At 58.1% G+C, this 22,582-nt stretch carries 14 protein-coding genes; 10 read left to right on the forward strand and 4 right to left on the reverse strand.

The genetic code is table 11. From position 1 onward, the window contains the following. Window positions 1-8: 8 nt before the first annotated feature. The 3 genes from HX801_RS28580 to HX801_RS28590 all read right to left on the reverse strand — a co-directional run bounded on the left by HX801_RS28580 (window position 9) and on the right by HX801_RS28590 (window position 1,365). A complete protein-coding gene (locus HX801_RS28580; protein WP_177023194.1) occupies window positions 9-695 on the reverse strand; it encodes an SOS response-associated peptidase in 687 nt (228 codons plus the stop codon). 28 nt (window positions 696-723) lie between these two features. Next, window positions 724-1,062: a hypothetical protein gene (locus HX801_RS28585; protein ID WP_177023195.1), complete on the reverse strand. Its 339-nt coding sequence runs from the start codon at window positions 1,060-1,062 to the stop codon at window positions 724-726. Between the two features lie 93 nt (window positions 1,063-1,155). Next, window positions 1,156-1,365, reverse strand: coding sequence for a hypothetical protein (locus HX801_RS28590; protein WP_177023196.1), 210 nt, complete (start codon window positions 1,363-1,365; stop codon window positions 1,156-1,158). A gap of 984 nt (window positions 1,366-2,349) precedes the next feature. Between HX801_RS28590 and HX801_RS28595 the strand changes: the two genes are divergently transcribed. From HX801_RS28595 to HX801_RS28605, 3 genes are all read left to right on the forward strand, one after another. Further along, complete coding sequence (locus HX801_RS28595; protein ID WP_177023197.1) at window positions 2,350-8,979, forward strand: DUF3320 domain-containing protein; 6,630 nt, start codon at window positions 2,350-2,352, stop codon at window positions 8,977-8,979. 303 nt (window positions 8,980-9,282) lie between these two features. Continuing rightward, window positions 9,283-10,176, forward strand: a complete 894-nt coding sequence (locus HX801_RS28600) for a hypothetical protein (RefSeq protein WP_256344009.1) — start codon at window positions 9,283-9,285, stop codon at window positions 10,174-10,176. Window positions 10,177-10,207: 31 nt separating this feature from the next. Further along, complete coding sequence (locus HX801_RS28605) at window positions 10,208-10,828, forward strand: hypothetical protein (RefSeq protein WP_102605109.1); 621 nt, start codon at window positions 10,208-10,210, stop codon at window positions 10,826-10,828. A 53-nt stretch (window positions 10,829-10,881) separates the two neighbouring features. On the opposite strand, the gene HX801_RS28610 is transcribed toward HX801_RS28605, so the two are convergent. Beyond that, a complete protein-coding gene (locus HX801_RS28610) occupies window positions 10,882-13,032 on the reverse strand; it encodes a TonB-dependent receptor (protein ID WP_003219930.1) in 2,151 nt (716 codons plus the stop codon). Between the two features lie 433 nt (window positions 13,033-13,465). Here HX801_RS28610 and HX801_RS28615 point away from each other — a divergent pair, with 433 nt between their 5' ends. From HX801_RS28615 to HX801_RS28645, 7 genes are read left to right on the forward strand one after another with little or no spacing between them, the layout of a single operon-like run. Next, window positions 13,466-15,169 carry an ABC transporter substrate-binding protein gene (locus HX801_RS28615; RefSeq protein ID WP_177023198.1) on the forward strand — a complete coding sequence of 568 codons (1,704 nt, stop codon included), beginning with the start codon at window positions 13,466-13,468 and terminating at the stop codon, window positions 15,167-15,169. Continuing rightward, window positions 15,166-16,098 carry an ABC transporter permease gene (locus HX801_RS28620; RefSeq protein ID WP_177023199.1) on the forward strand — a complete coding sequence of 311 codons (933 nt, stop codon included), beginning with the start codon at window positions 15,166-15,168 and terminating at the stop codon, window positions 16,096-16,098. The genes HX801_RS28615 and HX801_RS28620 overlap by 4 nt, the downstream gene beginning before the upstream one ends. 23 nt (window positions 16,099-16,121) lie before the next feature. Then, a complete protein-coding gene (locus tag HX801_RS28625) occupies window positions 16,122-17,375 on the forward strand; it encodes an acyl-CoA dehydrogenase family protein (RefSeq protein ID WP_003219924.1) in 1,254 nt (417 codons plus the stop codon). Between the two features lie 32 nt (window positions 17,376-17,407). After that, window positions 17,408-18,460 (forward strand): NADP(H)-dependent aldo-keto reductase, encoded by a 1,053-nt coding sequence (locus tag HX801_RS28630; RefSeq protein WP_177023200.1) that lies wholly within the window; start codon window positions 17,408-17,410, stop codon window positions 18,458-18,460. 15 nt (window positions 18,461-18,475) lie between these two features. Beyond that, entirely contained in the window at window positions 18,476-19,339 is an 864-nt protein-coding gene (locus HX801_RS28635; RefSeq protein ID WP_003219920.1) for an ABC transporter permease, read from the forward strand. Further along, the gene (locus tag HX801_RS28640) at window positions 19,336-20,994 is read left to right on the forward strand and encodes an ABC transporter ATP-binding protein (RefSeq protein ID WP_177023201.1); all 1,659 of its coding nucleotides are present in this window, start codon (window positions 19,336-19,338) and stop codon (window positions 20,992-20,994) included. Before HX801_RS28635 ends, HX801_RS28640 begins: the two co-directional genes overlap by 4 nt. A gap of 37 nt (window positions 20,995-21,031) precedes the next feature. Next, window positions 21,032-22,432: an LLM class flavin-dependent oxidoreductase gene (locus tag HX801_RS28645; RefSeq protein WP_087694260.1), complete on the forward strand. Its 1,401-nt coding sequence runs from the start codon at window positions 21,032-21,034 to the stop codon at window positions 22,430-22,432. The last annotated feature ends 150 nt before the right edge of the window (window positions 22,433-22,582 follow it).

Genomic DNA, 22,582 nt, shown 5'->3' on the forward strand with positions numbered 1-22,582 from the left:
CTATGTCATCAGTCAATGCTAATTGGCTGGATCAACTCTGAACCGATGTTCCGTACATTGCCAACGGTCCTGTCGACCTTGAACCACTCGAAGGCCTCGGCCGTCTCACCCTGTTGCAGCACCATCTGTTCTGCTCGCTCCTTGGGCGTGGCTGGGTCCAACCATTCCCGGGCCAGGTCCGGAGTCAGCACCACAGGGCGCCGGTCATGGATATCCACCATGCCGCCGGCGCTGTCAGCGGTGATGATCACAAATCCGTCATGCTCGCCCGGACCTTCATCGCTATCGGGCAGTTGGCCAATGGCAGCACACAGCACTGGCGCGCCATCCCGCCGGCGGATCAGGTACGGCTGTTTCTTCGGCCCACCTTCATCCACCCACTCAAACCAGTTATCGACGGGTGTGATTGCCCGGTGCGGCCAGATCGCCCGGAAGAACGGGCCGTGGGCCACCTTCTCGACGCGGGCATTGATTGGCGCGGCGCGATCCTTGGCCCAGTGCGGTCGCCATCCCCAGCGCACCAGGTCGGCATGCAGCAGATCGCCCTGCAGGTGGAGTAGGGCGACTTGGGTTGTTGGGGCGACGTTGTAGCGCTCGAGCGGCAATTCACCGACGGAGTTCGCCAGTGCATTGGGCATGCTCAGCGCTGCAACGAAGTCGTGAATGCCGCTGTACTGGGAAAGTCTTCCGCACATGGCCAAGCCCTCAATCTGAAACCTGAGCTTAGACGATGGTTTTCGGGCGGGACATCAGGTCGTTCAGCATCCCGCGCAGCCTCTCGACTTCGCGCACGTTGACTCTTTCCGATGTTGTGAGGGTGTCGATCTGCTTACGCATGACCGCTACTTCGGCGCCGCGCTGCCTTAGATATCCGGAGAATTCGTCTTTCTTTGCCTGCGCTTCAGCCAGCATCGCGACCAGACCGAAGATGTCCGCCCTGGCCTTGCGTAGCTGCAGGTTAAGTTCCTGGATCTCATTCTCCAGTAAGCGGGCGTGCTGTTTGTGCATTTCGAGAGGCGTGGGTATCCCAAGCCACCCGCAGGTGTCTTCGTCAATGTTCATGGGTTGTGAATCCGAATGCTGTATGTGCATACAGTAATCGAGATGCGTAAATGCGGTAGTCGTCCGGCGACGAACTGCACGGTTACCCGACGATCAGTCAGGCGACATGAGGACCGCCAGAGTCAACTTGATGAACTCCTCGTTCTCATCGATGGTGTGCAGCGCACCGCGCACGTTTTCAGCCACGTCGGCGGAACCACGCTGCTCGACCCAATTCGATAGCTCCATGATGGCGGCTTCGAGTGCTAGTTGATTTTCATTGATTTTGTAAAGCAGGGAAGGGAGTAGGTCAGAATTAGGCATTGGATATCCTTCGTAGAAGTATCCAGCCTAGCAGGAGATATGGCTATGAGCGCACTGTTCGATAAGAATCGAAAGCTGAAAAATAGCGACGTGAAATAATGTTTTTAGCTAGTGCCAGGCTACCCTGGTCACTGCCTGTGCCGGTCACCGCGACCGCTACCATGGCTGCCCATGCTGTCTCAAGAAAACATGCAACATAACTTACAGCAAAATTTCTAACACGAGACTTGATTTTATTTGGCATAGGTACCCCCTTATTTGGTGTGTTAACGACTGGTTCAGAGTTTTTTTGCAATACAACACTGGTGAAACGCAAAAGACCGAGAAGCAGCAAAGGGGCAATCATAGTAGGGCAAATGAGAATTGAACTCACCTCACTAGCTAAAAACACTAACACGAAATAATAATCTCATATTTTTCTTGACTTGTCAAGAGGTTGATGGTTTTAAGTTTTTCGAGCAGATTTGGTTGACAGAAATCGGTGATGGCTTTTGCGCAAAACTTCCTCTGCAGGCCGCGTGTTTTCGTTTGCATAATCACAAAAAAGCGGATGTTTTGCTATGACTGGCACATGCTTTTTTTAATATAAAACAATATCTTAGGTTGATAATGCTCCCAGCATGGGGTGCTAGGGGTCGAGTGTTCGAATCACTCCGTCCCGACCATATAATTTAAAAAGGCCGCGAGATTTATCTCGCGGCCTTTTTATTTGCCTGCATTTTTACCCCCTCCCCATAAAACAGCCGGCTATGAATAGCTTTCGGATGTGGATTTACCATCGAATCTGTTCTGCGAACATCAGCCTCGGCCTGATATCAGAGATCAATAGATGGGGATCCGATGACGGAATGAGAAGTTAGTGACGACCAAAGGCACATTACGGCTCTCCCTAGAAGAGATATCATCCCGCCATCAGCTCAAGAGGGGCCTCCTGGCCGGACAAATCCGGCACTCCCTCGAGCATCACGACAAGGATTGTTGCGCATGGACGACATTGTTCAGCCCCTCACGCTCCAAGAAGAAATCCAGCCTAAAGACGTAAAAATCCTTGCCACTCTGGTGGCAAAGCTGAACCTTGCGGATTTTCAGAACGCCATTCCTGTGATACGCGAGCTTCGCATATCGAACGAAACGAGTGATCGTTTCGTCAATGCGACTCTTACGCTTAGCTCGGTACCCGAGGTTTTTAAGTCCAAGGTCTGGCGGATTGACGAGATCGCTGCAGGTAGCTTCCGGGTCATACCTGGGCTTGATCTTGCTTTGGACGGCCCGTTGCTGAGTCGCCTGACAGAATCAGAGATGTCGACCTTCACGTTTGTCCTCGAAGCCGATGACAAGGAGTCGGAAGGCGGTCGCAAGGAAGTTGCTCTGTTTGAACAGGTCGTAGACCTCCTGCCCAGAAATCAGTGGGGCGGATTGCGCCATATACCAGATATGACGGCAGCTTTTGTTCAGCCGAATGATGCGGCGGTTGAAAGGTTGCTCAAACAGGCAGCCGAGCTGCTTCGTCTTAGCGATAAGTCATCTGCACTTGATGGGTATGAGGGAGGCCCCAAAAGAGCTTGGCAGTTGGGGTCTGCAGTGTGGGGGGCGGTGGCGCGCATGAAGCTCGACTATGCGTTGCCGCCGGCTAGCTTTGAACGATCTGGGCAGAAGATTCGTAGCCCCAGTCAGATTGCTGACTCCGGGTTAGCTACTTGTCTCGATCTTACTCTGCTTTTCTGCGCGGCATTGGAGCAGATAGGTCTTAACCCTGTAATCGTGTTCACCCATGGTCATGCTTTTGCTGGTTTTTGGCTTAAGCCAGAAGAGTTTACGACTGCTGTCGTGGATGATGTCACCGCAGTACGTAAGAGGGTGAAACTTCAGGAGCTTGTGCTGTTTGAGACTACTCTTATAACCCACGCCTCCATACCGCCATTCTCTTATGCGGTAGAGATGGGCGCGAAGCAGGTAGCCGAAGACGCTGATAGTGTTTTCGAGATGCTGCTAGATATCCGTCGCGCCCGTCTGCAGCGTATCAAACCGCTCGCCAGCTCAGAGGCTCAGATCGCACGTGTCGCTGTTTCTGAGTTTGATGAAGCGCCACCGCTTCTGGTGGAGGAAGGAATCGGCATCGCCGATGACAATATTAAGGTACAGGCTGAGGATCTGTCTAAGCTCGACCCAGCAGATCGCCTCGGCCGGTGGCAGCGAAAGCTCCTGGATCTGTCGCTTCGAAATAACTTGCTCAATTTCAAAATGGGTAAGCGAGCGCTGAAGCTTGAATCTCCTGATCCCGGTGCTCTCGAGGACATTCTTGCAAGTGGACAGTCTCTGAAGCTGCTTACGAGGCCTGACCTGATGGATGGTGCAGATCCGCGTGAGCGCGCACTCTATGAGCAGCGTGAGCGAGAAGATGTTCGCCGCCGTCATGCTGAAGATGCTCTCAAGCGTAGGGAAGTATTCGTTGCGCTGACGTCCGCCGAAATGGAGGTCCGGTTAACTGAGTTATATCGAGGCGCTCGTACTGCTTTGCAGGAGGGTGGCTCCAATACTCTCTTCCTGGCCATCGGTTTTCTTAGTTGGACGCGTGAGGATAGGGCCGGGCAGAAGTACAAAGCGCCACTAGTCCTGGTTCCTGTCACTTTGGAGCGTAAGAGTGCACGTTCCGGATTCACCATGGTGCTGCACGATGATGAGCCTCGGTTTAACCCGACTCTGATCGAGATGCTGCGTCAAGACTTTGAACTGGGCTTGGGTTCACTGGAGCAGGAGCTGCCTCGGGACGACTCCGGTCTGGATATCGCAGCCATTTGGAACAAAGTTGGCCATGCTATCAAGGATATCCCTGGCTGGGAGCTGAACGAGGACGTTGTGCTCTCGATGTTCTCGTTTGCCAAGTATCTTATGTGGAAGGATCTTGCCGAGAATGCAGAGCACCTTCGACAGAGCCCTGTAGTCCAACATCTTCTGGATACGCCACGTGATTCGTTCATCTCCGATACCCCGTTTCCGGAGGCGGAGTCACTGGACCGTGATTATGGTCCGACTGATGTGTTCTGCCCATTGCCATCTGATTCATCTCAGCTTGCTGCTGTGATGGCAGCAGCGAAGGGAAAAGATTTCGTTCTCATAGGTCCACCGGGCACGGGTAAAAGCCAAACGATTTCCAACATGATCGCCCAGTCCATCGCTCAAGGGCGCCGGGTACTGTTCGTATCTGAGAAAATTGCTGCCCTGGATGTCGTGTACCGCCGCTTGCGTGAAATCGGTCTGGGTGAGTTTTGCCTTGAACTTCACTCCAGTAAGGCTCGAAAAACGGATGTCCTTGCTCAGTTGCAGTCGGCTTGGGAAGCGAAAGGGGAGGTAGATGCTTCCGCTTGGGAGGTGGAAGCGCAGCGGCTGGCTTCCCTGCGTGACAGCCTCAATATTTATGTCGAGCGTCTGCATCGTCGGCACCGCAATGGCTATACGATCTACGATGCTATCGGGACTGTGACATCGGGTGTTGATGAGGCAGTTGCTGCGCTTTCTTGGTCATCCCCGGACACTCATGATCAGAAGGCCATGCTTGCGCTTCGAGAGCTGGGCGACCGCCTTGAAGTGAACGCGCAGGCTGTGGGTTACAGTCAGCTGGCAGGCAACGCTTTGTCCGGGGTAGGCCAAGCAGAATGGTCGCCTCATTGGCAGCAACAATTCGTGCAGGCGGCTCGTGACGTGCTTCCTGCAGTGCTTGAAGTCCAGCGAGCTGCCGATCGCTTCATTGAGCTGTCAGGGCTTCCTGTTACGGAGTACACCCCAACAGCGCTTGAGGGGCTGTCGATTCTTTCTCGAGTACTTCCCGCTGCCGCTGGGCATGATTGGCGGTTCGCACTGCGCCCCGATGCTCGCTCGATTTCTAAACGCCTGAGTGACGGCTGCACTTGGGTCGACGAACACCGGAACATTAACTCCAGACTCTCATCCTTCTGGTCCTCTCGTATTACTGCTGAAGCTAAACAAGGCATTGATCTGCTGCAGCAACGCCGCGCTACATTCGTTGATCTAGGCCCGGCCTGGCCAGAAAATGTCACTGACGTTCTCGGGCAAGCTGTCACATTGCTGCGTCAGATAGACGACCTCAAGCACCAGCTAACGGCGTCCTACGGGGATGCGATTGAAGTACTTGATACCGAACTCCTACTGCGCGAATGGAAAGAAGCGGAGGAGTCTTTCTGGCCTAAGTCCTGGTTCGGAAAACGCCGCATCGCTGGGCTATTGGCGCCGACGCAGACATCAACAGGTGAAATCGACAATGGCAAGGATCTCGCTACTTGGGTAGAGATTCGGTCGGTGCGTCGAGCAATCGATGAGCTGGAGCCAGGTCATGAGTGTGTTGCTGTTTGGCAAGGTGCCAAATCCGAAGCAACGCATCTCGCGACAGCGATCAAGCTGCAAGAGGCTATGCGGCTTCAGAAAAGTAATTCTGCCTGGATTGATGACGGCTTGCAGTTGGTTGAGCAGGGCCAGGTAGGTGATGAGCTGAAGGAGGAGCTCCGCCGGCTGCGTGCGCTGACTCGTCTCGATGCTGGGTTAGATGAGCTGGTGGATCTCAGTTTAGCAACTAGCTCTCTCTGGAGCGGTTTGACCACTGATATTGACGTGCTGACTGCAGCGCTACGTTTCCAGGCTGAACGACGTGACATTGAAGAACGTGGTCGGCTTGTCGACGATCATCCTCATGTAGAGGAGGGGCGTTGTGGCTCGTCGTTAAAAGCTGATTTTGAGTTGCTCAAGAACAGAGCAGCAGTTGAGCGAGAGTTGGTGGATCTGGCCGATCTGCGAGAAATCGTTCCTGTCTGGAATGACTTGAAAACGAAAGTTGATGTCGTGCGTAGTGCGGCAGCGTTTCAGGGGGAGATGGCTACCGCGGTGGCGAAGCTGGCACTCAATCCTGAGCAGATCGCGGCCTACAAAACACCGCTTCAAACTCTGTTGGGGGATGGTAACGCACTACTTGAACCGGAGGCTGCTATAGCCAATGCCGGTGTTGCTCTTCGAGAAAAGCTTGAGTTGCTACAGGCGCGAGCGGCGCACCTGACGGCTGTCGGTCATTTCACCGAAATGGGCGTCATCGAAACTGCTCACCTGGCGCTAAGTGATATCAAGACAAACTGCGAAACTGTCGTCTCGTCTGAATCGCGCCTTAAGGCATGGTGCGCTTGGCGGAAGGTTCGCGATGAAGCCTACGCTGTCGGCCTGGCGCCGATTGTTCAAGCGATGGAAGCAGGAGCTATCAGCTCTGGAAAAGTCCGGCGTGTATTGGAAGTAAATTATGCCCGCTGGTGGCTGAATACGACGGTCGACAACGAAGAGGTGATCCGGACGTTCGTCAGCGTGGAGCATGAGCAACGCATTCGCGATTTCCGCGCTTTGGACGACAAGTTCACCGAGTTGACCAAGGACTGGCTCCGGGCTCGGCTATGTTCCGACCTACCAAGCCAAGACAGTGTAAGTCGCTCTTCAGAGTGGGGAGTCCTGCGACATGAGATGGGCAAGAAGACCAAGCACATTCCATTGCGGGAGCTGATGAGTCGTGCGCCAGAAGCGCTAACCAAGCTGACTCCATGTTTGCTCATGAGCCCTCTATCCATTGCTCAGTATCTGCCTCCTGCCTCAACGCCATTCGATCTCGTTATCTTCGATGAGGCATCTCAAATACCTGTCTGGGATGCCATCGGCGCAATGGCCCGAGGGAAGCAAGTGGTGATGGTGGGCGACCCCAAACAGCTCCCCCCAACTTCGTTCTTTAACCGAGCTGAGTCGACCGCTGAAGATGAGGATGTAGAGGCTGATCTCGAGAGTATTCTGGACGAGTGCATCAGTGCCAATCTGCCAATGCGTAATCTGAACTGGCACTACCGTAGCCGCCACGAGAGTCTGATCGCTTTCTCGAACCAGCGATACTACCAGTCGAAGCTGGTGACCTTCCCATCACCGTTTACGGCCGACAAAGCAGTACGGTTATGCTCAGTCCCGGGTGTATATGACAAGGGTGGGGCGCGAACAAACTTAATTGAAGCAAGATATTTAGTTGCTGATTTGGTTGCCCGCCTACAGTCTCCGGCCTTCCGCGAAAGCGGTCGGACCGTGGGGGTCGTAACCTTTAACGGCGAGCAACAGAAGCTCATCATGGACATGCTGGATGAGGCTTGCCGGAAAGACCCATCACTCGATTCGTATTTCGCTGAGTCCGAGCTGGAGCCTGTGTTCGTCAAGAACCTTGAGAGCGTTCAAGGCGATGAGCGAGACATCATCTATTTCTCGACCACCTACGGAAAAGACGCTGCCGGTGTGCTGTCCATGAACTTCGGTCCGATGAACCGCCCTGGTGGTGAGCGTCGACTGAACGTGGCAATAACCCGTGCTCGCCAGGAGCTTGTGGTGTTTTCGACCTTGCGCCCAGAGCATATTGATCTAGCTCGTACGCAAGCGATCGGGGTTCGAGATCTTAAGCACTTCTTGGAGTTTGCAGAGCGTGGTCCACGGGCTCTCGCAGAAGCTGACTTTGGTAGCGTGGGTAGTTTTGACAGCCCATTCGAAGAGGCAGTTGCAGCGGCCTTGGCTAAAAAGGGATGGCAGATATTTACCCAAATTGGCGTTTCCTCCTTTCGAATAGACCTTGGGGTTGTCCACCCTGACGCACCTGGACGGTACCTTGCCGGGATTGAATGCGACGGCGCTACCTATCACCGCAGTGCGACCGCTCGTGATCGTGACAAACTCCGTGAGTTTGTACTGCGTGGACTTGGCTGGGAGATTGTTAGGATATGGTCGACGGACTGGTGGGTTGATGCAATTGGAACTGCCGAAAAGGTACATCAACGTCTGAACGAACTCCTTGCTGAGTCCCGAGCCAAGCAGGCTGTCATCGACGCCGCTCAAGAGGCAGAGCGACTGAAAATCGACGCAGCTATGGCTGAGGTCATTGAGGTAGTAAGTCAGGTTACTGTGGTCGCCACAGTCGATAGTGTGGGCGAATCCAATGACCCCTCAGGTGCGTTTCCTGATTTGAAGTATGCCAAGTCGGCATCTGTCAAACCAGATGAGGATGTCCTGGCTTTTGCTCGTCCCCTTGAATATTTGATTTACAAAGAATCCGACCCTCGTCAGGCGGTAAGGTTGGTCGATCCAGATCAGTTCTTTGAGGCGAGCTACACGGAAACGCTGGAGCAGATGATTGCTCATGTCGTGGCGGAAGAGGGACCGGTTCTGGACACGGCGCTTGCAAGGCGCATTGCCCGCGCTCATGGCTGGGTACGAACCGGCTCACGGATACGTGATCGCGTTGACCAAATTGCCCGGGCGCGATTCCGCTCACATGAAGAGGAACAGACAGGAGTCTTTTTCTGGCCGACTCATATCGAGTCGGATGCCAGTGTCGTCTTTCGTAAGCCCGGCGATGAAGACACCACGAGAGGGCTATCTGAAATCTGCCTGCCAGAACTACGTGCTTTGGTTGACGAGATGGCGCAGCGGGGGCACGAAGGAGAGGCCCTAATATATGCGGTCGCGAAGGAAGCTGGTGTAAGCAAGCTTGCTCATGCTGGACGTCAACGGATTGAGAGGGCCGTACGTCTAATGGCGGAGTAAACGAGAAACAAGGGGGCCGTGAAGGTCCTCTTACTTCTGGGAAACTGAACGTGCCCTTGCTCTGAGAAGCGTAGAGTACAAATGCGTTTTTTATGGGCTAACTGATGTTTCGGTTACGAAATGCGCAGGTGATTCAGGCAACGCTAGGAGTTATATTAATGTGCCGTCATATGAACGTTATGGAGAGTCGTGATGGGTTGGAAAGGGACTGTACGTTCGCTGCAAGCGTCTGCGCGGCGATCGGAACGAAACGCTCATCGCCGTCAGCGCGAACTTGAAAAGCGACAGAAAGAGTACGCAAAGATGGAAGCGCTGGAGCAAGCAGCGTATGAATGTGAGGTTTACGAAAATCACGTAGACATCCTCCTTTCGATGCACAAGGAATGTGCCGAGCCCGTAAAATGGAAGCGACTTCTCTCCAACCCTGAACCTGGACAGCCACTCAAAAGCAATACTCTCGAGCAAGAAGCTACGCATGCGGCCGCTACATATCACCCCAATTTCTGGGCTCGGCTCTTCAAGCTAGAGGCTCGTCAGCGTATAGCCCTGGTAGGCAAGATTGGCGCCGCGAAGGCGGAAGACGAAAGGCGATATCAGGCTCAGCTTGATGGATGGAAAACTGCCCATACCGAGTGGGCAGAGGAGAGGGACATTGCTATCCGTATCCTTGATGGTGATCGTCAGGCCAAGCTAGATGCCATCGAAGCTTTCGAGTCGTTTGCAGAAATATCACACCTCGGCTCAGCTATTCAGATGATTGTTCATGAAGGTGGTGTCCTAGAAGCCAAAGTCGCTATTCATGGCTCCGACGTGATTCCTGCCGAAATCAAATCTCTACTCAAAAGCGGCAAGTTGTCGACCAAAGCTATGCCAGTTGGTCGGTTCAACGAACTCCATCAGGACTACGTGTGCAGCTGCGCGCTGCGAGTAGGTCGAGAGTTGTTGGCAATCCTGCCGGATGACCTAGTCATTGTCACCGCTCTTGACAATGTGCTCAACAGCTCGACAGGTCATATGGAGGAACAGCCAATTCTGAGTGTTGCGTTCTCTAGGTTAACTGTTGACGGACTTAACCTCGAAACCATCGATCCATCTGATGCTATGAGGAATTTTGTCCATAACATGAGTTTCAAGAAGGGCGCCGGATTTTCGGCCGTTCCTGCCCTTGATGCTCAGCGCTTCGCCGTAACCATCTAACGCCTAAGGCAATCCATACATAAGGACGCTCATGACCCCTCCATCTCAACCTGTCCGCAAGGTACTTCGAAAAAAAGTAGCTGAAGAATTCACCCCTTTCGACGTTGTTATCACCGCGATTAACTGCACAACAGACGGTGCCGATTTTGTGATCGGAGGTGCTAAGTTTCCGGACCGGAAAGAGACGTTGACTATTGGAACATCTGTTCTAGTCGACGCCGGTAGCGACGGTTATTTACAACTAAGGCTCATGGGCAGCAGTTACAGCGAAGCAGATGTTTTGCTTACTGGCGTGTCGATTCAGGCTCAATTGTTCGGTAGCATCGAAATCGAGAGTCAACAAACCTCGTTTACACCCCAAGATATAGCCAGGATTCAGCAGGGGTTTAAGCAGGTACTCGATGAGTTAAAGAGCAATGCCGATGTTAGCGCACAACAATTTGCGATACTGAAAAACCAACTGGATACGGCTGCACAGGCAGCTAACCGTCTTAGCCGAAAAGATTGGGTTATTTATTTTCTAGGTATCCTGGCGTCGGTCACCATTTCGGCTGGCTTCTCTTCAGATGCTGCGAAAGCGTTGATGCACGCGGTAGATCATTCGGTCGGGCAAGGGGCTGTGTTTGTCATTCGTCTTCTAGGCAAGATTTGAGTTAAATCGTCGACAGCGCCTAACGGGTTCTGTCGACGGTTGACGCAGAGGCCTCAATAGCGCATTTCCACCGCCACATAAGCCCCAATCCCATCCCCCGGATACAACGACGCCGTATCCTGCCCCTTCGCGTCATACAACGGCTGCACCGCCGTCACGTATTTCTGATTGGTCAGGTTCTTCAAATCCAGCGACACCTTCCAGTCCTTGCTCGGCGTTTCATACCCCACGTTCGCCCCGAAGATCGTGTAGGAGGGCGCATAGAAGCTGTTCGCATAGTCCACCGCCGTACGCGAAGCCGATTGCACGTTCACCCCGGTATAGAAGCCCGCCGGGTGCTGATACTGCACTTCGCCCTGATAGATATGCTTCGGAATCCCCGGCAGTTGGTTGTCGCCGAAGGTCGGGTCGTGGCGGTAGTAGAAGTCGTTATAGGTATACACCTGGCGCAGGGTGATTTTTTCACCCGAGGTGTTTTCCCACAGGCGTGTATTCAAGCCGGCCTCGATGCCTTGGTGGATCGTCGGCGTGGCGTTGAATGCACCGGTGACCGCAGCAGCCGTGGAGGTGGCCGGGATGATCTGCACGTTGAGCAATTCATCTTTCACCCATGAGCGGTAGAGCGCCAGGCTGCCGTCGAAGATGCCCGACGAACCCTTGATCCCGACTTCCACGGTATTGGCTTTCTGTTCCACCAGCGGCCGTACGTACGGCGTGGTCGGCCCGGAGCCGGAGTATTCCCAGGACGCCGGTGGGTCGACGGAGCGGCTGACGTTGGCAAACACTTGCAGTTGTGGGTTGAACTCGTAACGCACGCCCACTCGCGGTGCCAGGCTCCAGTTGTCGTAGGTCACATCGCTCGGGTAGGTGGTGGTGTTGGCCACCAGGGCTTCCTTGACGTCGGCATGGCGGCGCACGTTGATCGCCGAGACGCCACTGGTCAGCCACAGGCCGTCCACCAGTTCCAGGTCGTTGCCCACGGAGAACACGTGATCGAACGAGGAGCTGTAGTCGACGAACTTGCGCGTCTGTTTGTTGGCGAAGGTGGAGTCGACCTGGCCCTTGAGGTGCTCGGTGGAGGTGAAGGCCAGGCTGGAGCGGCTTTCGTGGCCGAACAGGGTGTCGCGGCGGTCGTAGTTGATCACCGCGCTCAGGTCATGCCAGTCCCAGTAGCTGGGGTTGCTCGGGCTGTTCGGGCTGTTGTTGTGGGCGTACTGGTAGTAGACGAAACCTACCGACAGGGTGGCGTCGTCCTCAAAGGTGTAGGTGGTCTTGCTGCCCAGCCATACGCTGCCGGGGCGACGGCTGCCGGCGCCGCTGCTTTCGGCGGTGGCACTGGCACGGTCGGAATGGTGCTTGACCGCATCCAGGGTGGTGGCGCTCGGGTCGTTGTGGAACTCGTCGCGGTAACGCAGCATCACCCGGGTTTCGAGTTGCGGGCTGAAGCGGTAGCCAAAGTTGGCCACCACGCCCTGGCTCTTCGACAGGCTGTAGTCGCGGTAACCGTCGCTGCGGTAGTTGTCGGCATTCAGGTAGTAATCGAACGCACCCTCGACGCCGCCGACACTCAGGCTTTGCTTGTTGTAGCCGTAGCTCCCGGTTTCCGCTCGCACCCGCAGCCCGGGTGCGGTGTAACCGGTCTGGTTGACGAAGTTGATGGCGCCGCCAAGGCTCAGTGCGCCGTACTGGAAGGCGTTGGCACCCCGCAGGATCTCGGTGTAGTTCACCCCCGAGCCGTTGAGGAATTCGTAGGGTGTGCCGCCCGGGCCGGTGATCGGCAGGCCGTCGAACAGGAACTTGATGCCCTCACGGAAATACCCCGGCGAGGTGTTGGCGCCCGAGCCACGGATGGAGATCTTGGCCGCGTCGTTGCCGCCGGTGGACTGCACGAACACGCCCGGCTGATAGGCGAGGGTGTCCTGCAAGGTGGCGGTGCGTCCCTTGGCCACCTGTTCGCTGTCGACCACGCTGGTGCCGCCTGGCACTTCGGACAGCTGACTTTTGGCTGCCTCAACGGGCGTGATTTTTTGTGCCTCTACTGTCACCGTCTTTAGCCGTGTTCCGGTCGTCGGTGTGACCTCATCATCTGCCTGCACACTGGCGGAAAAAACCAGGGCTGAGCCCAGCCCCACCATCGCCAGCCAAGTTGCTTGCCGCACGGCAAGTGTCAACTTTTGCAACTCTCCCCGAAAGATTGGATCCATTAAGCGTGTTCCTTGTGAATAGATAAAAGAGCCCCAGCTTTCTATTCGAATAGTCATGCCTGTTTCGCTCTGAGCAGTTTCTATGCCAAGACTATTGGCCCAGGATTACGGGTGCTTATTTCAGGTTAAGTGTTCTGCGGGATACTTTGTTTTGAATCGGTGTTTGATTCTCAACAGTCAACTTTAAGGGTTGGGATTACCGCAGCTGTCGCGAACGCAACAGTTGATAAGCAGTGTGTAAGGCTACCAACAATCCCGGGGTGTATAACGGGTATAACCATATAAGTGTTTGGCAGTGTTCGCCCCGTTTTACAAGGGTTTTGCGCCGGTTTCATGGTCAATATGGCGTTTCTTGAAGACTGGCATGCTCACTGCATTACATCCCGTAATTGCAAACTTTCAGTGTTCATAGAGTTCATCTAAGGAAGTGTCATTGACAACCATCCTGAAACTTTCGGCGGTTATTTCACTGTGCCTGGCAGTCAATGCCTGCTCACCGGCTGCGGCACCGAAACTTGAAACGTCTGCGGCTGATGGCACGGTCACCAACGGTGTAGTGACTTATTCGGCGACGGACTTTCATGAGTCGTCACCGGGGCGCAGTGGCGGAACTTTGCGCGTCTCAGCCGCCTCCGACGCCGGCAGTTTCGATGTTCACGCACTGTCTAACGGCAACATCCAGTGGATGGGCCGGATTCTCTTCGATTGCCTGGTGTACCAGGACGAGCAGGGCAATATCAGCCCGTGGCTGGCTCGCTCCTGGGACATCTCCGACGACGGCAAGACCTACACCTTTCACCTGCGCGACGACGTGACCTTCAGCGATGGCGAGAAATTCAATGCCCAGGCGCTGCAAACCAACCTGGAACACATGCGCGACCCGGCGACCAAGTCTCCACTCGCAGCGGCCTACATTGCGCCGTACCAGGGCGGCAAGGTCATCGACGACTACACCTTCGAAGCCCATTTGCGCGAACCCTATACGCCTTTCCTGGATGTGCTGGCGCAGTCCTGGCTGAGCATGATCTCCCCCAGGCAGATTCGCGAGGCGCCGAAGACCATCGCCGAGCACCCCATCGGCAGCGGGCCGTTTACGTTGCAGAGCTACACCCGTGACCAGGGCGCGGTGTTCATCAAGCGCCCCGGCTATAACTGGGCGCCACCGGTGACGCGCCACGCGGGCGAGGCCTACCTGGACCGTATCGAACTGAGCTACGTCCCCGAAGCCATGATCCGCTTCACGGCGCTAGAGTCCGGCCAGTCGGATTTCGCGCTTGATGCACCGGCCCAGAATGCCGCCGCCATCCGCGCCAACCCCGACCTGGTGATGCGCAGCCGGATTCGCAAGGGCAACCCGAGCCGTGGCATCGTGTTCAACGTCGAGCAGGCGCCATTCGACGACGTGCGAGTACGTCGCGCCGTGGCCAAAGCCGTCGACCGCGAAGGATTGGCGTGGATTTCCGGCTTCGGCGAATACATCGCCAAAGCCGATTTCCTGGCGGCGAATACCCGGTTTTATCAACCCAACAAAGAGGCCCTGGCCTACGACGTCAAGGCGGCCAATACCTTGCTCGATGATGCCGGTTGGACAGGGCGCGACGCCCAGGGCTATCGGACCAAGGCCGGGCAGCGCCTGAAGGCGACCTTGTTGGCCTATAGCAGCCCGGCCTTTCCCGGCAGCGTTTCGGTGGCCATCCAGGCCGACTTGAAAAAAGTCGGCTTTGAGATGACCGTCGAGATGCTGCCGCTGACCCGGGTGATCGAGAGGCGCTATGCCGGTAAGTTCCAGGCGATGGCGGACGGTTACTGGCACACCAACACACCCGACGGCATGTTCGTGCTTTATCACAGCGAGTCCATCAGCACCGATAAAAGGATCGGCCAGAACGTTGGACGCTTCCGTGATGCCGAACTGGATCGCGTGCTCAGCGCCGCTCGCCAATCCCGCGATCCGGTTGAGTTGCAGGCGCTCTATGGCGAGGCACAAAAGCGCCTGACCGAAACCGTGCCGTCGGTGCCTTCGGTGGAAGCCCAGGTACTCACCGCCTATGGTCGACAAGTCCAGGGCGTGATTTTCGATACCTCCCACAACGTACCGTTCTTCACCAGCATCTGGCTGGACCGGGGGCAACCATGAGCCTGTTCAAATCCATCGCCTGGCGCCTGCTGGCGGGCATTGGCGTGCTGTGGGGCGCGGCGACGCTGACGTTCCTCGCGGTCAATTTCAGTGGCGGTGACACGGCGCTGGCAATCCTCGGCGGGCCGGATTCGATGCCCACCCCGGAGCTGCTGGCCCGGGTACGTGCCGAGTACGGCCTGGACCAACCCCTGATAGTGCAATACGGCAATTACCTGGTGCGCCTGGCCCATGGCGACCTGGGCGAGTCCTATCGCTTGCGCATCCCGGTGCAGCAGGCGATTGCCGAGCAGATCGGTGCAACCGTTCAACTGTCCCTGAGCGCGGCGTTGCTGGCGGTGGTATTGGCCCTGGTGTGCGCGATCCTCACCGCCAACCGTTCGCGTTGGGTGCGTTCAGCCGTTTCAGGCAGCGAGCTGGTGCTGTCTTCAGCACCTTCGTTTGTGATCGGGATGCTGTTGTTGCTGGTGTTTTCGTTTCATTGGCACTGGTTGCCGCCCTCCGGTTCCGTTGGCTGGCGCTCATTGATCCTGCCCTCGATCGCGCTGGCGTTGCCGGTGGCGGCAGTGCTGACCCAGCTGTTGCGCCAGTCCCTGGAAGACACCCTCGAACAACCCTTTATTGCCATGGCCCGTGCCCGTGGCTTGTCCGAAACCGCTGTGCGCCTGCGTCATGCCTTGCGCCATGCGCTGGTGCCGTTGGTGACCCTGGCCGGGTTCGTGTTCGCCAGCCTGCTGGGCGGCGCGGTGGTGGTGGAGTTGCTGTTTGCACGCCAGGGCATCGGGCGCTTGATGCTCGATGCCACCAGCAACAAAGACGTGCCGGTGGTGCTGGGCGTGACCTTGCTGGCCGCCACCGTCTATGTGCTGGTGAACCTGGCCGTCGATTTGATCAACCGCTGGATTGACCCTCGGGCCAACCAAGCGTGAGTGCCTTTGAAGAAGGAAAAACCATGAGTGCTTCGATCCCCGCTGAAGTGAGTTATGCCGACTTGCACCAGCGTTTCGCTGACGTATTTGCCCGGATAGCCGACACCGCCGTCGCCCGCGAGCAGCAACGCGAGCTGGCCCATGACGCGGTGGCTTGGCTGCGCGAGGCCGGCTTTGGCGCACTGCGTGTGCCGCAGGCCTTGGGCGGCCTGGGTGCAAGCCTGCCGCAGTTGTTTCGCCTGTTGATTGAACTGGGAGAGGCCGATTCAAACCTGCCGCAGATCGTGCGCGCGCATTTTGGTTTTGTCGAAGGCCGGCTTTCCAGCCGCGACAGCGCTTCCCAGGATTACTGGTTCGCCAAAGTCGTCGACGGCGAGTTGTGGGGCGCCGCGATGGCCGAGCGCACCGACACCACCCGCAACTCGGTGACCCTCAGCGCGGTCGACTCCGGCTGGCAGCTGGACGGCGAGAAGTACTACTGCACCGGCACGCTGTACGCCAACTGGATCGCCGCCGTGGCCCTGGATGGCGAAGATTTTGTCAGCCTGGCGGTACGCACCGACGCGCCGGGTGTCACCGTCGAAGATGACTGGGACGGCTTTGGCCAGCGACTCACCGGCAGCGGCACTACCCGCTTCAAGGCGGTGAACGTACCGGAGCAGCACATTGTGCGGCGCTTCAAGAAAGACGAACTGCGCGCCGAGTCCTACCTGAGCGCTTTCTACCAGCTGTTCCACCTGGCGACCCTGGCCGGCATCGCCAACGCCGTGCTGCGTGACGCCACCGAATTCGTCAAGGGCCGCACCCGCGCGTTTGGTGTGCCGGGGCAATCGAGCCCCAAGGATGACCCGCTGGTGCAGCGCGTGATCGGCCGCTTGTCGAGCCTGGCCTATGCCGCACGCACCCAGGTGCTGGCCGTCGCCGAGGTGCTGCAGGACGTGCACGAAGCGGAGCAGGGCGGGCACGCAACCGAACAGCATTACACCGAGGCCGAGATTCGCGCTTTTCAGGCGCAACAGATCGTGCTGGAACAGGTACTGGAAGCCACCACGCTGCTGTTCGAAGTCGGCGGCGCCTCCGCCACCAGCGAGTCGCGTCGCTTCGACCGGCATTGGCGCAACGCGCGAACCCTGGCCTCCCACAACCCGGCGATCTTTCGCGAACGGGCACTGGGCAACTACTACCTCAATGACGTCACCCCGAACGCCGCCTGGCGCAGCCTGCAAGCCGCCGACGCCGAGCAGCAGGCCGCCCGCGACGAAGCGAGTGCGGTATGAGCCATCAACCCTTGAAGAAAAAAGGATCACCCATGCGTTACCGCCAACTGGGCAACAGCGACATCCAAGTCAGCGTGCTGGGCCTCGGCACCATGACCTGGGGCCACCAGAACACCGAAAACGATGCCCATCAACAGATCGACCTGGCACTGGCCGAAGGTATCAATTTCATCGACACCGCCGAGATGTACCCCACGCCGACCAAGGCTGAAACCTGGCGCACCACCGAGCGCTACATCGGCAGCTGGCTGGCGGCCAGTGGTCGACGTGACGAGGTGATCCTGGCCAGCAAAATCGCCGGCCCGGCCCGTGACCCCAGTAGCCAGCAGCACATCCGCGACGGCCTCAGCCGCCACGACCGGCGCAACATCGTCCAAGCCCTCGACGGCAGCCTCAAACGCCTGAACACCGACTACCTCGACCTGTACCAACTGCACTGGCCCGACCGCACCACCAACATCTTCGGCCAGCGCGAATACCCGTATCAGGCAGACACCCAGAGCGTCGCCATCGAGGAAACCCTGGCGGTGCTGGCCGATCAGGTCAAGGCCGGCAAGGTGCGCCACATCGGGGTTTCCAATGAAACCCCGTGGGGCGTCGCCGAGTTTCTCAAGCAAAGCGAACGCCTCGGCCTGCCGCGCATTGCCAGTGTGCAAAACCCCTACAGCTTGCTTAACCGCCTGTACGAAGGCGGCCTCTCGGAGTTCACCCATCGCGAAGGCGTCGGCCTGCTGGCGTACTCGCCGCTGGCCTTCGGTGCACTCACCGGCAAGTACCTCGGCGGCGCGCGGCCCGAGGGCTCGCGGCTGTCGGCGGTGTACCGCACTTTCAATCGCTACGACAGTGCCTCGGCCCAGGAGGCCATCACCGGCTACGTGGAGATTGCCCGGCAACATGGCCTCACCCCGGCCCAACTGGCCCTGGCCTTCATCATCGACAAACCCTTCGTCACCAGCGCACTGACCGGGCAAACCAGCCTGGCGCAATTGCGCGACAACCTCGGCGCGCTGGACGTGACTCTTGGCGATGAGATCAAGGCGCAGATCCAGGCCATCCACCAGCGCATCCCCAACCCCGCGCCTTAGCACCAGGAGCCTGGCATGACGCAAACCATTGAAACGTTGATCGGCAATCGCCCGTTGCGTCTTGTCGGGTTTACCCAACTGCGGCCGGGCCTGTTGCTCGCCGGGGTATTTGTCGGGCTCTTGCTGCTGGCCGCCGTTGTTCCGCAATGGCTGGCCCCGTATGACCCGTTGGAGGCGTCGGCGCGCATGGCGTTCCAGGCGCCGAGCAATGTGCATTGGCTGGGCACTGATGAGAACGGGCGCGATGTGCTCAGCCGATTGATTTATGGCGTGCGTTCGTCGCTGTTCATGGGCCTCGCCGCCACTGCGCTGGGACTGGCCTGGGGCACCTTGCTCGGCTTGATCGCAGGCCTTGGGCCGCGCTGGCTGGACGGCGCCTTGATGCGCGGGATCGACGTGCTGCTGTCCTTTCCCGACCTGTTGCTGGCGCTGGTGATCATCACGTTTTTCGGCCAGGGCACGGCCAATCTGATTCTCGCGATAGGCATTGCCGGTGTGCCGCGTTATGCGCGCCTGGTACGGGCGCAAACCCTCAGCGTACGCAATGCCGGCTACGTCGAATCCGCCGTCACCCTCGGCCAATCGCAACTGGCGGTGGTGCTGCGGCACATCCTGCCGAATGCGTTCAAGCCAGTGTTGATCCTCGCCACCATCGGCATCGGCGGCGCGATCACTGCCGGTGCCGCCTTGAGTTTTCTCGGCTTCGGCGCACCGCCGCCTGCGCCGGAGTGGGGCGGGATGATGTCCATCGGGCGCAGCTTCCTGGCCAATGCGCCGTGGCTGGTGGCCTGGCCCGCCCTGATCATCACCCTGACCGTTGTTTCCATCAGTGCCATCGGCCGCGAACTCTTGCGCCGCAGCGAAGGAAAGCCTCTATGACGATGAACATTCATACCCTCGGCCCGTTGGTCGATATCCGCGACCTGACAGTACGTTTCGGCCAGGCCGAGCCAGTGTTGCACGGTGTCAGTCTGCAGTTGAGCCGGGGTGAATGCCTGGCGCTGGTGGGGGAGTCGGGGTCCGGCAAAAGCGTCACCGCCCGCACCCTGGCTGGCCTCACCGGCAAGGACGCCCATGTCCAGGCTGCCAAGCTGGCCTTCCAGGGCGTCGACCTGCGCCAGCTCAACGAGCGGGCCTGGCAGCAACTGCGCGGCGCGAGCATCGGCTTTGTGATGCAGGACGCGTTGGGCGCGCTGGACCCGCTGCGCCGCGTCGGTGCCGAGATCGAAGAACCGTTGCACCTGCACACCGCATTGGGCCTGGAAGCGCGCCGCCTGCGGGTGCTGGAACTGCTGCGGGATGTCGGTGTGCCGGAACCGGAACTGCGCGCCAGCCAATACCCCTGGCAACTTTCCGGCGGCTTGCGCCAGCGGGCGCTGATCGCCTCGGCGATTGCCTGCAATCCGCGGCTGATCATTGCCGATGAACCCACCACCGCACTGGATGCCACGGTGCAGGCCCAGGTCATCGCCCTGCTGGAGAGCCTGCGCGGTGAAGACAATGCACTGCTGATGGTCAGCCACGACCTGTCAGTGGTCTCGCGCCTGGCCGATCGCGTGGCCGTGATGCGCCACGGGGTGATCGTGGAGGAGGGCAGCACCGAACAGGTCCTGCAAGACCCGCGTCATCCGTATACCCAACTGCTGCTGCGGGCCGCCAAGGCCGTGCACTTCCAGCCTACGCGCCGGTTGCTCACGGCGGTGGAGCCCGAGCCGGCGCCCCAGGGCGAAATACTGCTTGAAGCACGCGAGCTGTCCAAAACCTTTGTCGGCCCCGACGGCAAAACCCGCACGGTGCTGAACCAGGTGTCGCTACAGCTGCGTCGCGGCGAGACGCTGGGGGTGGTGGGCGAATCGGGTTGCGGCAAGACCACCTTGACCCGGCTGATACTCGGCCTGGAAACCGCCGATGCCGGCGAGGTGTGGATCAATGGCCAGCGCTGGTCCGACCTCGACACCAGGCAAAAACGCGAAGCCCGGCGTGCGGTGCAAGTGGTGTTCCAGGACCCGCTCAGCTCCTTCGACCCACGCTACACCGTGCAGCGTGTGCTGTTCGAAGCGCTGGTGGTGGCTGGCGTACCGCGTCATGCCCGGCGCGACCGTGCCCTGGAACTGCTGGAACTGGTACGCCTTGATGCCAGCGTCTTGTCGCGCCGGCCGATCGAACTTTCCGGTGGCCAGCGCCAGCGCATCGCGATTGCCCGAGCGTTGGCGTCCGAGCCGCAGATCCTGATCTGCGATGAACCGGTGTCGGCGCTCGACGTGTCGGTACAGGCACAGATTCTCGAACTGCTCGACGACCTCAAGCGCCGCCTCGGCCTGGCCTGCCTGTTCATTTCCCATGACCTCGGCGTGATCAATCACGTCAGCGAGCGTGTGCTGGTGATGAAGGCCGGTGAAGTGGTGGAGTCCGGCTCGGTACGCGCGGTGTTCGACCGTCCGGCCCATGCCTATACCCGCGCGCTGATCGATGCGATCCCGACCCTTGAAACCGACTACACGCCGATCCCGTTCTACCTGAATGTAGCGATCTGACGTATTGGAAAACGTATCTACGAAAGGAGTGCTCCTGGTGCCCAAGCAACTGCACGTGAATTTGTTTGAGATGAACTGCGTCAGCCACATCGTCCATGGTTTGTGGGTGCACCCGGACAACAACCGGCACCGTTTCAATGACCTGGACTATTGGACCGAGCTGGCGCAGCTGCTGGAATACGGCACCTTTGACGGCGTGTTCCTGGCCGATGTGATTGGCACCTATGACCGCTTTCGCGACGGCCCCGAGACCTCGCTGCGTGAGGGCATGCAGATTCCCAGCAACGACCCGCTGCTGGTGATTCCGGCGATGGCCGGGGTGACCAAGAACCTGGGTTTCGGCGCGACCTTTTCCACCACCTACGAACCGCCGTTCGCGTTTGCGCGGCGCATGAGTACCCTCGATCACCTGACCAAGGGGCGGGTGGGCTGGAACATCGTCACCTCGTATTTGCCGAATGCGGCGCGCAACTTCGGGCACGACACTGAGGTGGTTCACGACCACCGCTACGAGATCGCCGATGAATACCTCGACGTGCTGTACAAGCTTTGGGAAGGCTCCTGGGACGATGACGCGGTGATTGTCGACCGTGAGCGTCGGATCTACACCGATCCGGACAAGGTGCGCTATATCAACCACGTGGGGGAGCACTTCAAGGTTGCCGGCCCACACTTGTGCCAGCCTTCGCGGCAGCGTACGCCGGTGTTGTTTCAGGCTACGGGGTCACCGGCCGGGATCGAGTTTGCCGGGCGGCATGCCGAAGTGGTGTTTACCGGTGGTAATGATGCGCCGGCGGTGCGGGCGAATATCCAGGCGATGCGGCAGAAGGCAGTTGAGCATGATCGCGATCCGGCGGGGTTGAAGTTTATTGTGATGGCGGGGGTGATCGTTGGGCGGACCGATGAGGAGGTGAGTGCCAAGCTCGACAGTTATCGCAAGTTGGTGAGTGTCGAGGCGTCGCTGGCTCACGGGCAGTCGGCGATTGATTTGACGGCGTATCCGCGGGATACGTTGATCAGTGATCTGGTGAGTCGGCAGGTCAAGGGGTGGGAGAGTTTGAGTCGGTACAAGGCGGACTCCACTGTTGGGGCGGTACTGGCGCAGCTGGGTGGGTTTAATCGCGAGCGGTTTTTTGTCGCGGGTACGCCGACGGTGGTGGCGGACGCGATTGAGAAATGGCTGGATGAGGATGGGATCGACGGGATTAACCTGAGGCAGTATTTGTCGTTTGAGACGGCGCGGGACTTTATTGAATTGGTGGTGCCGGAGTTGCGTCGTCGGGGGCGGTTTCGTGAGCGGTACAACGAGGGGGAGACGTTGCGGGAGCGGTTGTTTGGGGCTGGGCGGGCGCGGTTGCCGGGGGACCACTTTGGGGCGCGTTATCGGGATCCGGCGGCGTTGCTGAAGCCGGCGTTGCCGTTGCGGTTTTCATCATGAGGTTTGTGTACATATCCGTTGCTGCGGTAACGGCGGCTTATGGTTCCGCTCTTACAGCGGCTCACTTTGGAAAAGCCCCAAAGTAAGCAAAGGGCTCTGCCCCGCCTGTCGGCACCTCGCTAGGGCTCGGTGTTCCCTCACTCCGGCATT

Source organism: Pseudomonas sp. G1002 (assembly GCF_013385455.1).
GTDB lineage: Bacteria > Pseudomonadota > Gammaproteobacteria > Pseudomonadales > Pseudomonadaceae > Aquipseudomonas.

Bases quoted from the DNA above. Each gene is read 5' to 3' on its own strand.
- HX801_RS28640 (WP_177023201.1), top strand. From the start codon at position 19,336: ATGACGATGAACATTCATACCCTCGGCCCGTTGGTCGATATCCGCGAC.
- HX801_RS28620 (WP_177023199.1), top strand. From the start codon at position 15,166: ATGAGCCTGTTCAAATCCATCGCCTGGCGCCTGCTGGCGGGCATTGGC.
- HX801_RS28625 (WP_003219924.1), top strand. From the start codon at position 16,122: ATGAGTGCTTCGATCCCCGCTGAAGTGAGTTATGCCGACTTGCACCAG.
- HX801_RS28600 (WP_256344009.1), top strand. From the start codon at position 9,283: ATGGAAGCGCTGGAGCAAGCAGCGTATGAATGTGAGGTTTACGAAAAT.
- HX801_RS28585 (WP_177023195.1), bottom strand. From the start codon at position 1,062: ATGAACATTGACGAAGACACCTGCGGGTGGCTTGGGATACCCACGCCT.
- HX801_RS28605 (WP_102605109.1), top strand. From the start codon at position 10,208: ATGACCCCTCCATCTCAACCTGTCCGCAAGGTACTTCGAAAAAAAGTA.
- HX801_RS28610 (WP_003219930.1), bottom strand. From the start codon at position 13,032: ATGGATCCAATCTTTCGGGGAGAGTTGCAAAAGTTGACACTTGCCGTG.
- HX801_RS28590 (WP_177023196.1), bottom strand. From the start codon at position 1,365: ATGCCTAATTCTGACCTACTCCCTTCCCTGCTTTACAAAATCAATGAA.
- HX801_RS28630 (WP_177023200.1), top strand. From the start codon at position 17,408: ATGCGTTACCGCCAACTGGGCAACAGCGACATCCAAGTCAGCGTGCTG.
- HX801_RS28595 (WP_177023197.1), top strand. From the start codon at position 2,350: ATGGACGACATTGTTCAGCCCCTCACGCTCCAAGAAGAAATCCAGCCT.
- HX801_RS28635 (WP_003219920.1), top strand. From the start codon at position 18,476: ATGACGCAAACCATTGAAACGTTGATCGGCAATCGCCCGTTGCGTCTT.
- HX801_RS28580 (WP_177023194.1), bottom strand. From the start codon at position 695: ATGTGCGGAAGACTTTCCCAGTACAGCGGCATTCACGACTTCGTTGCA.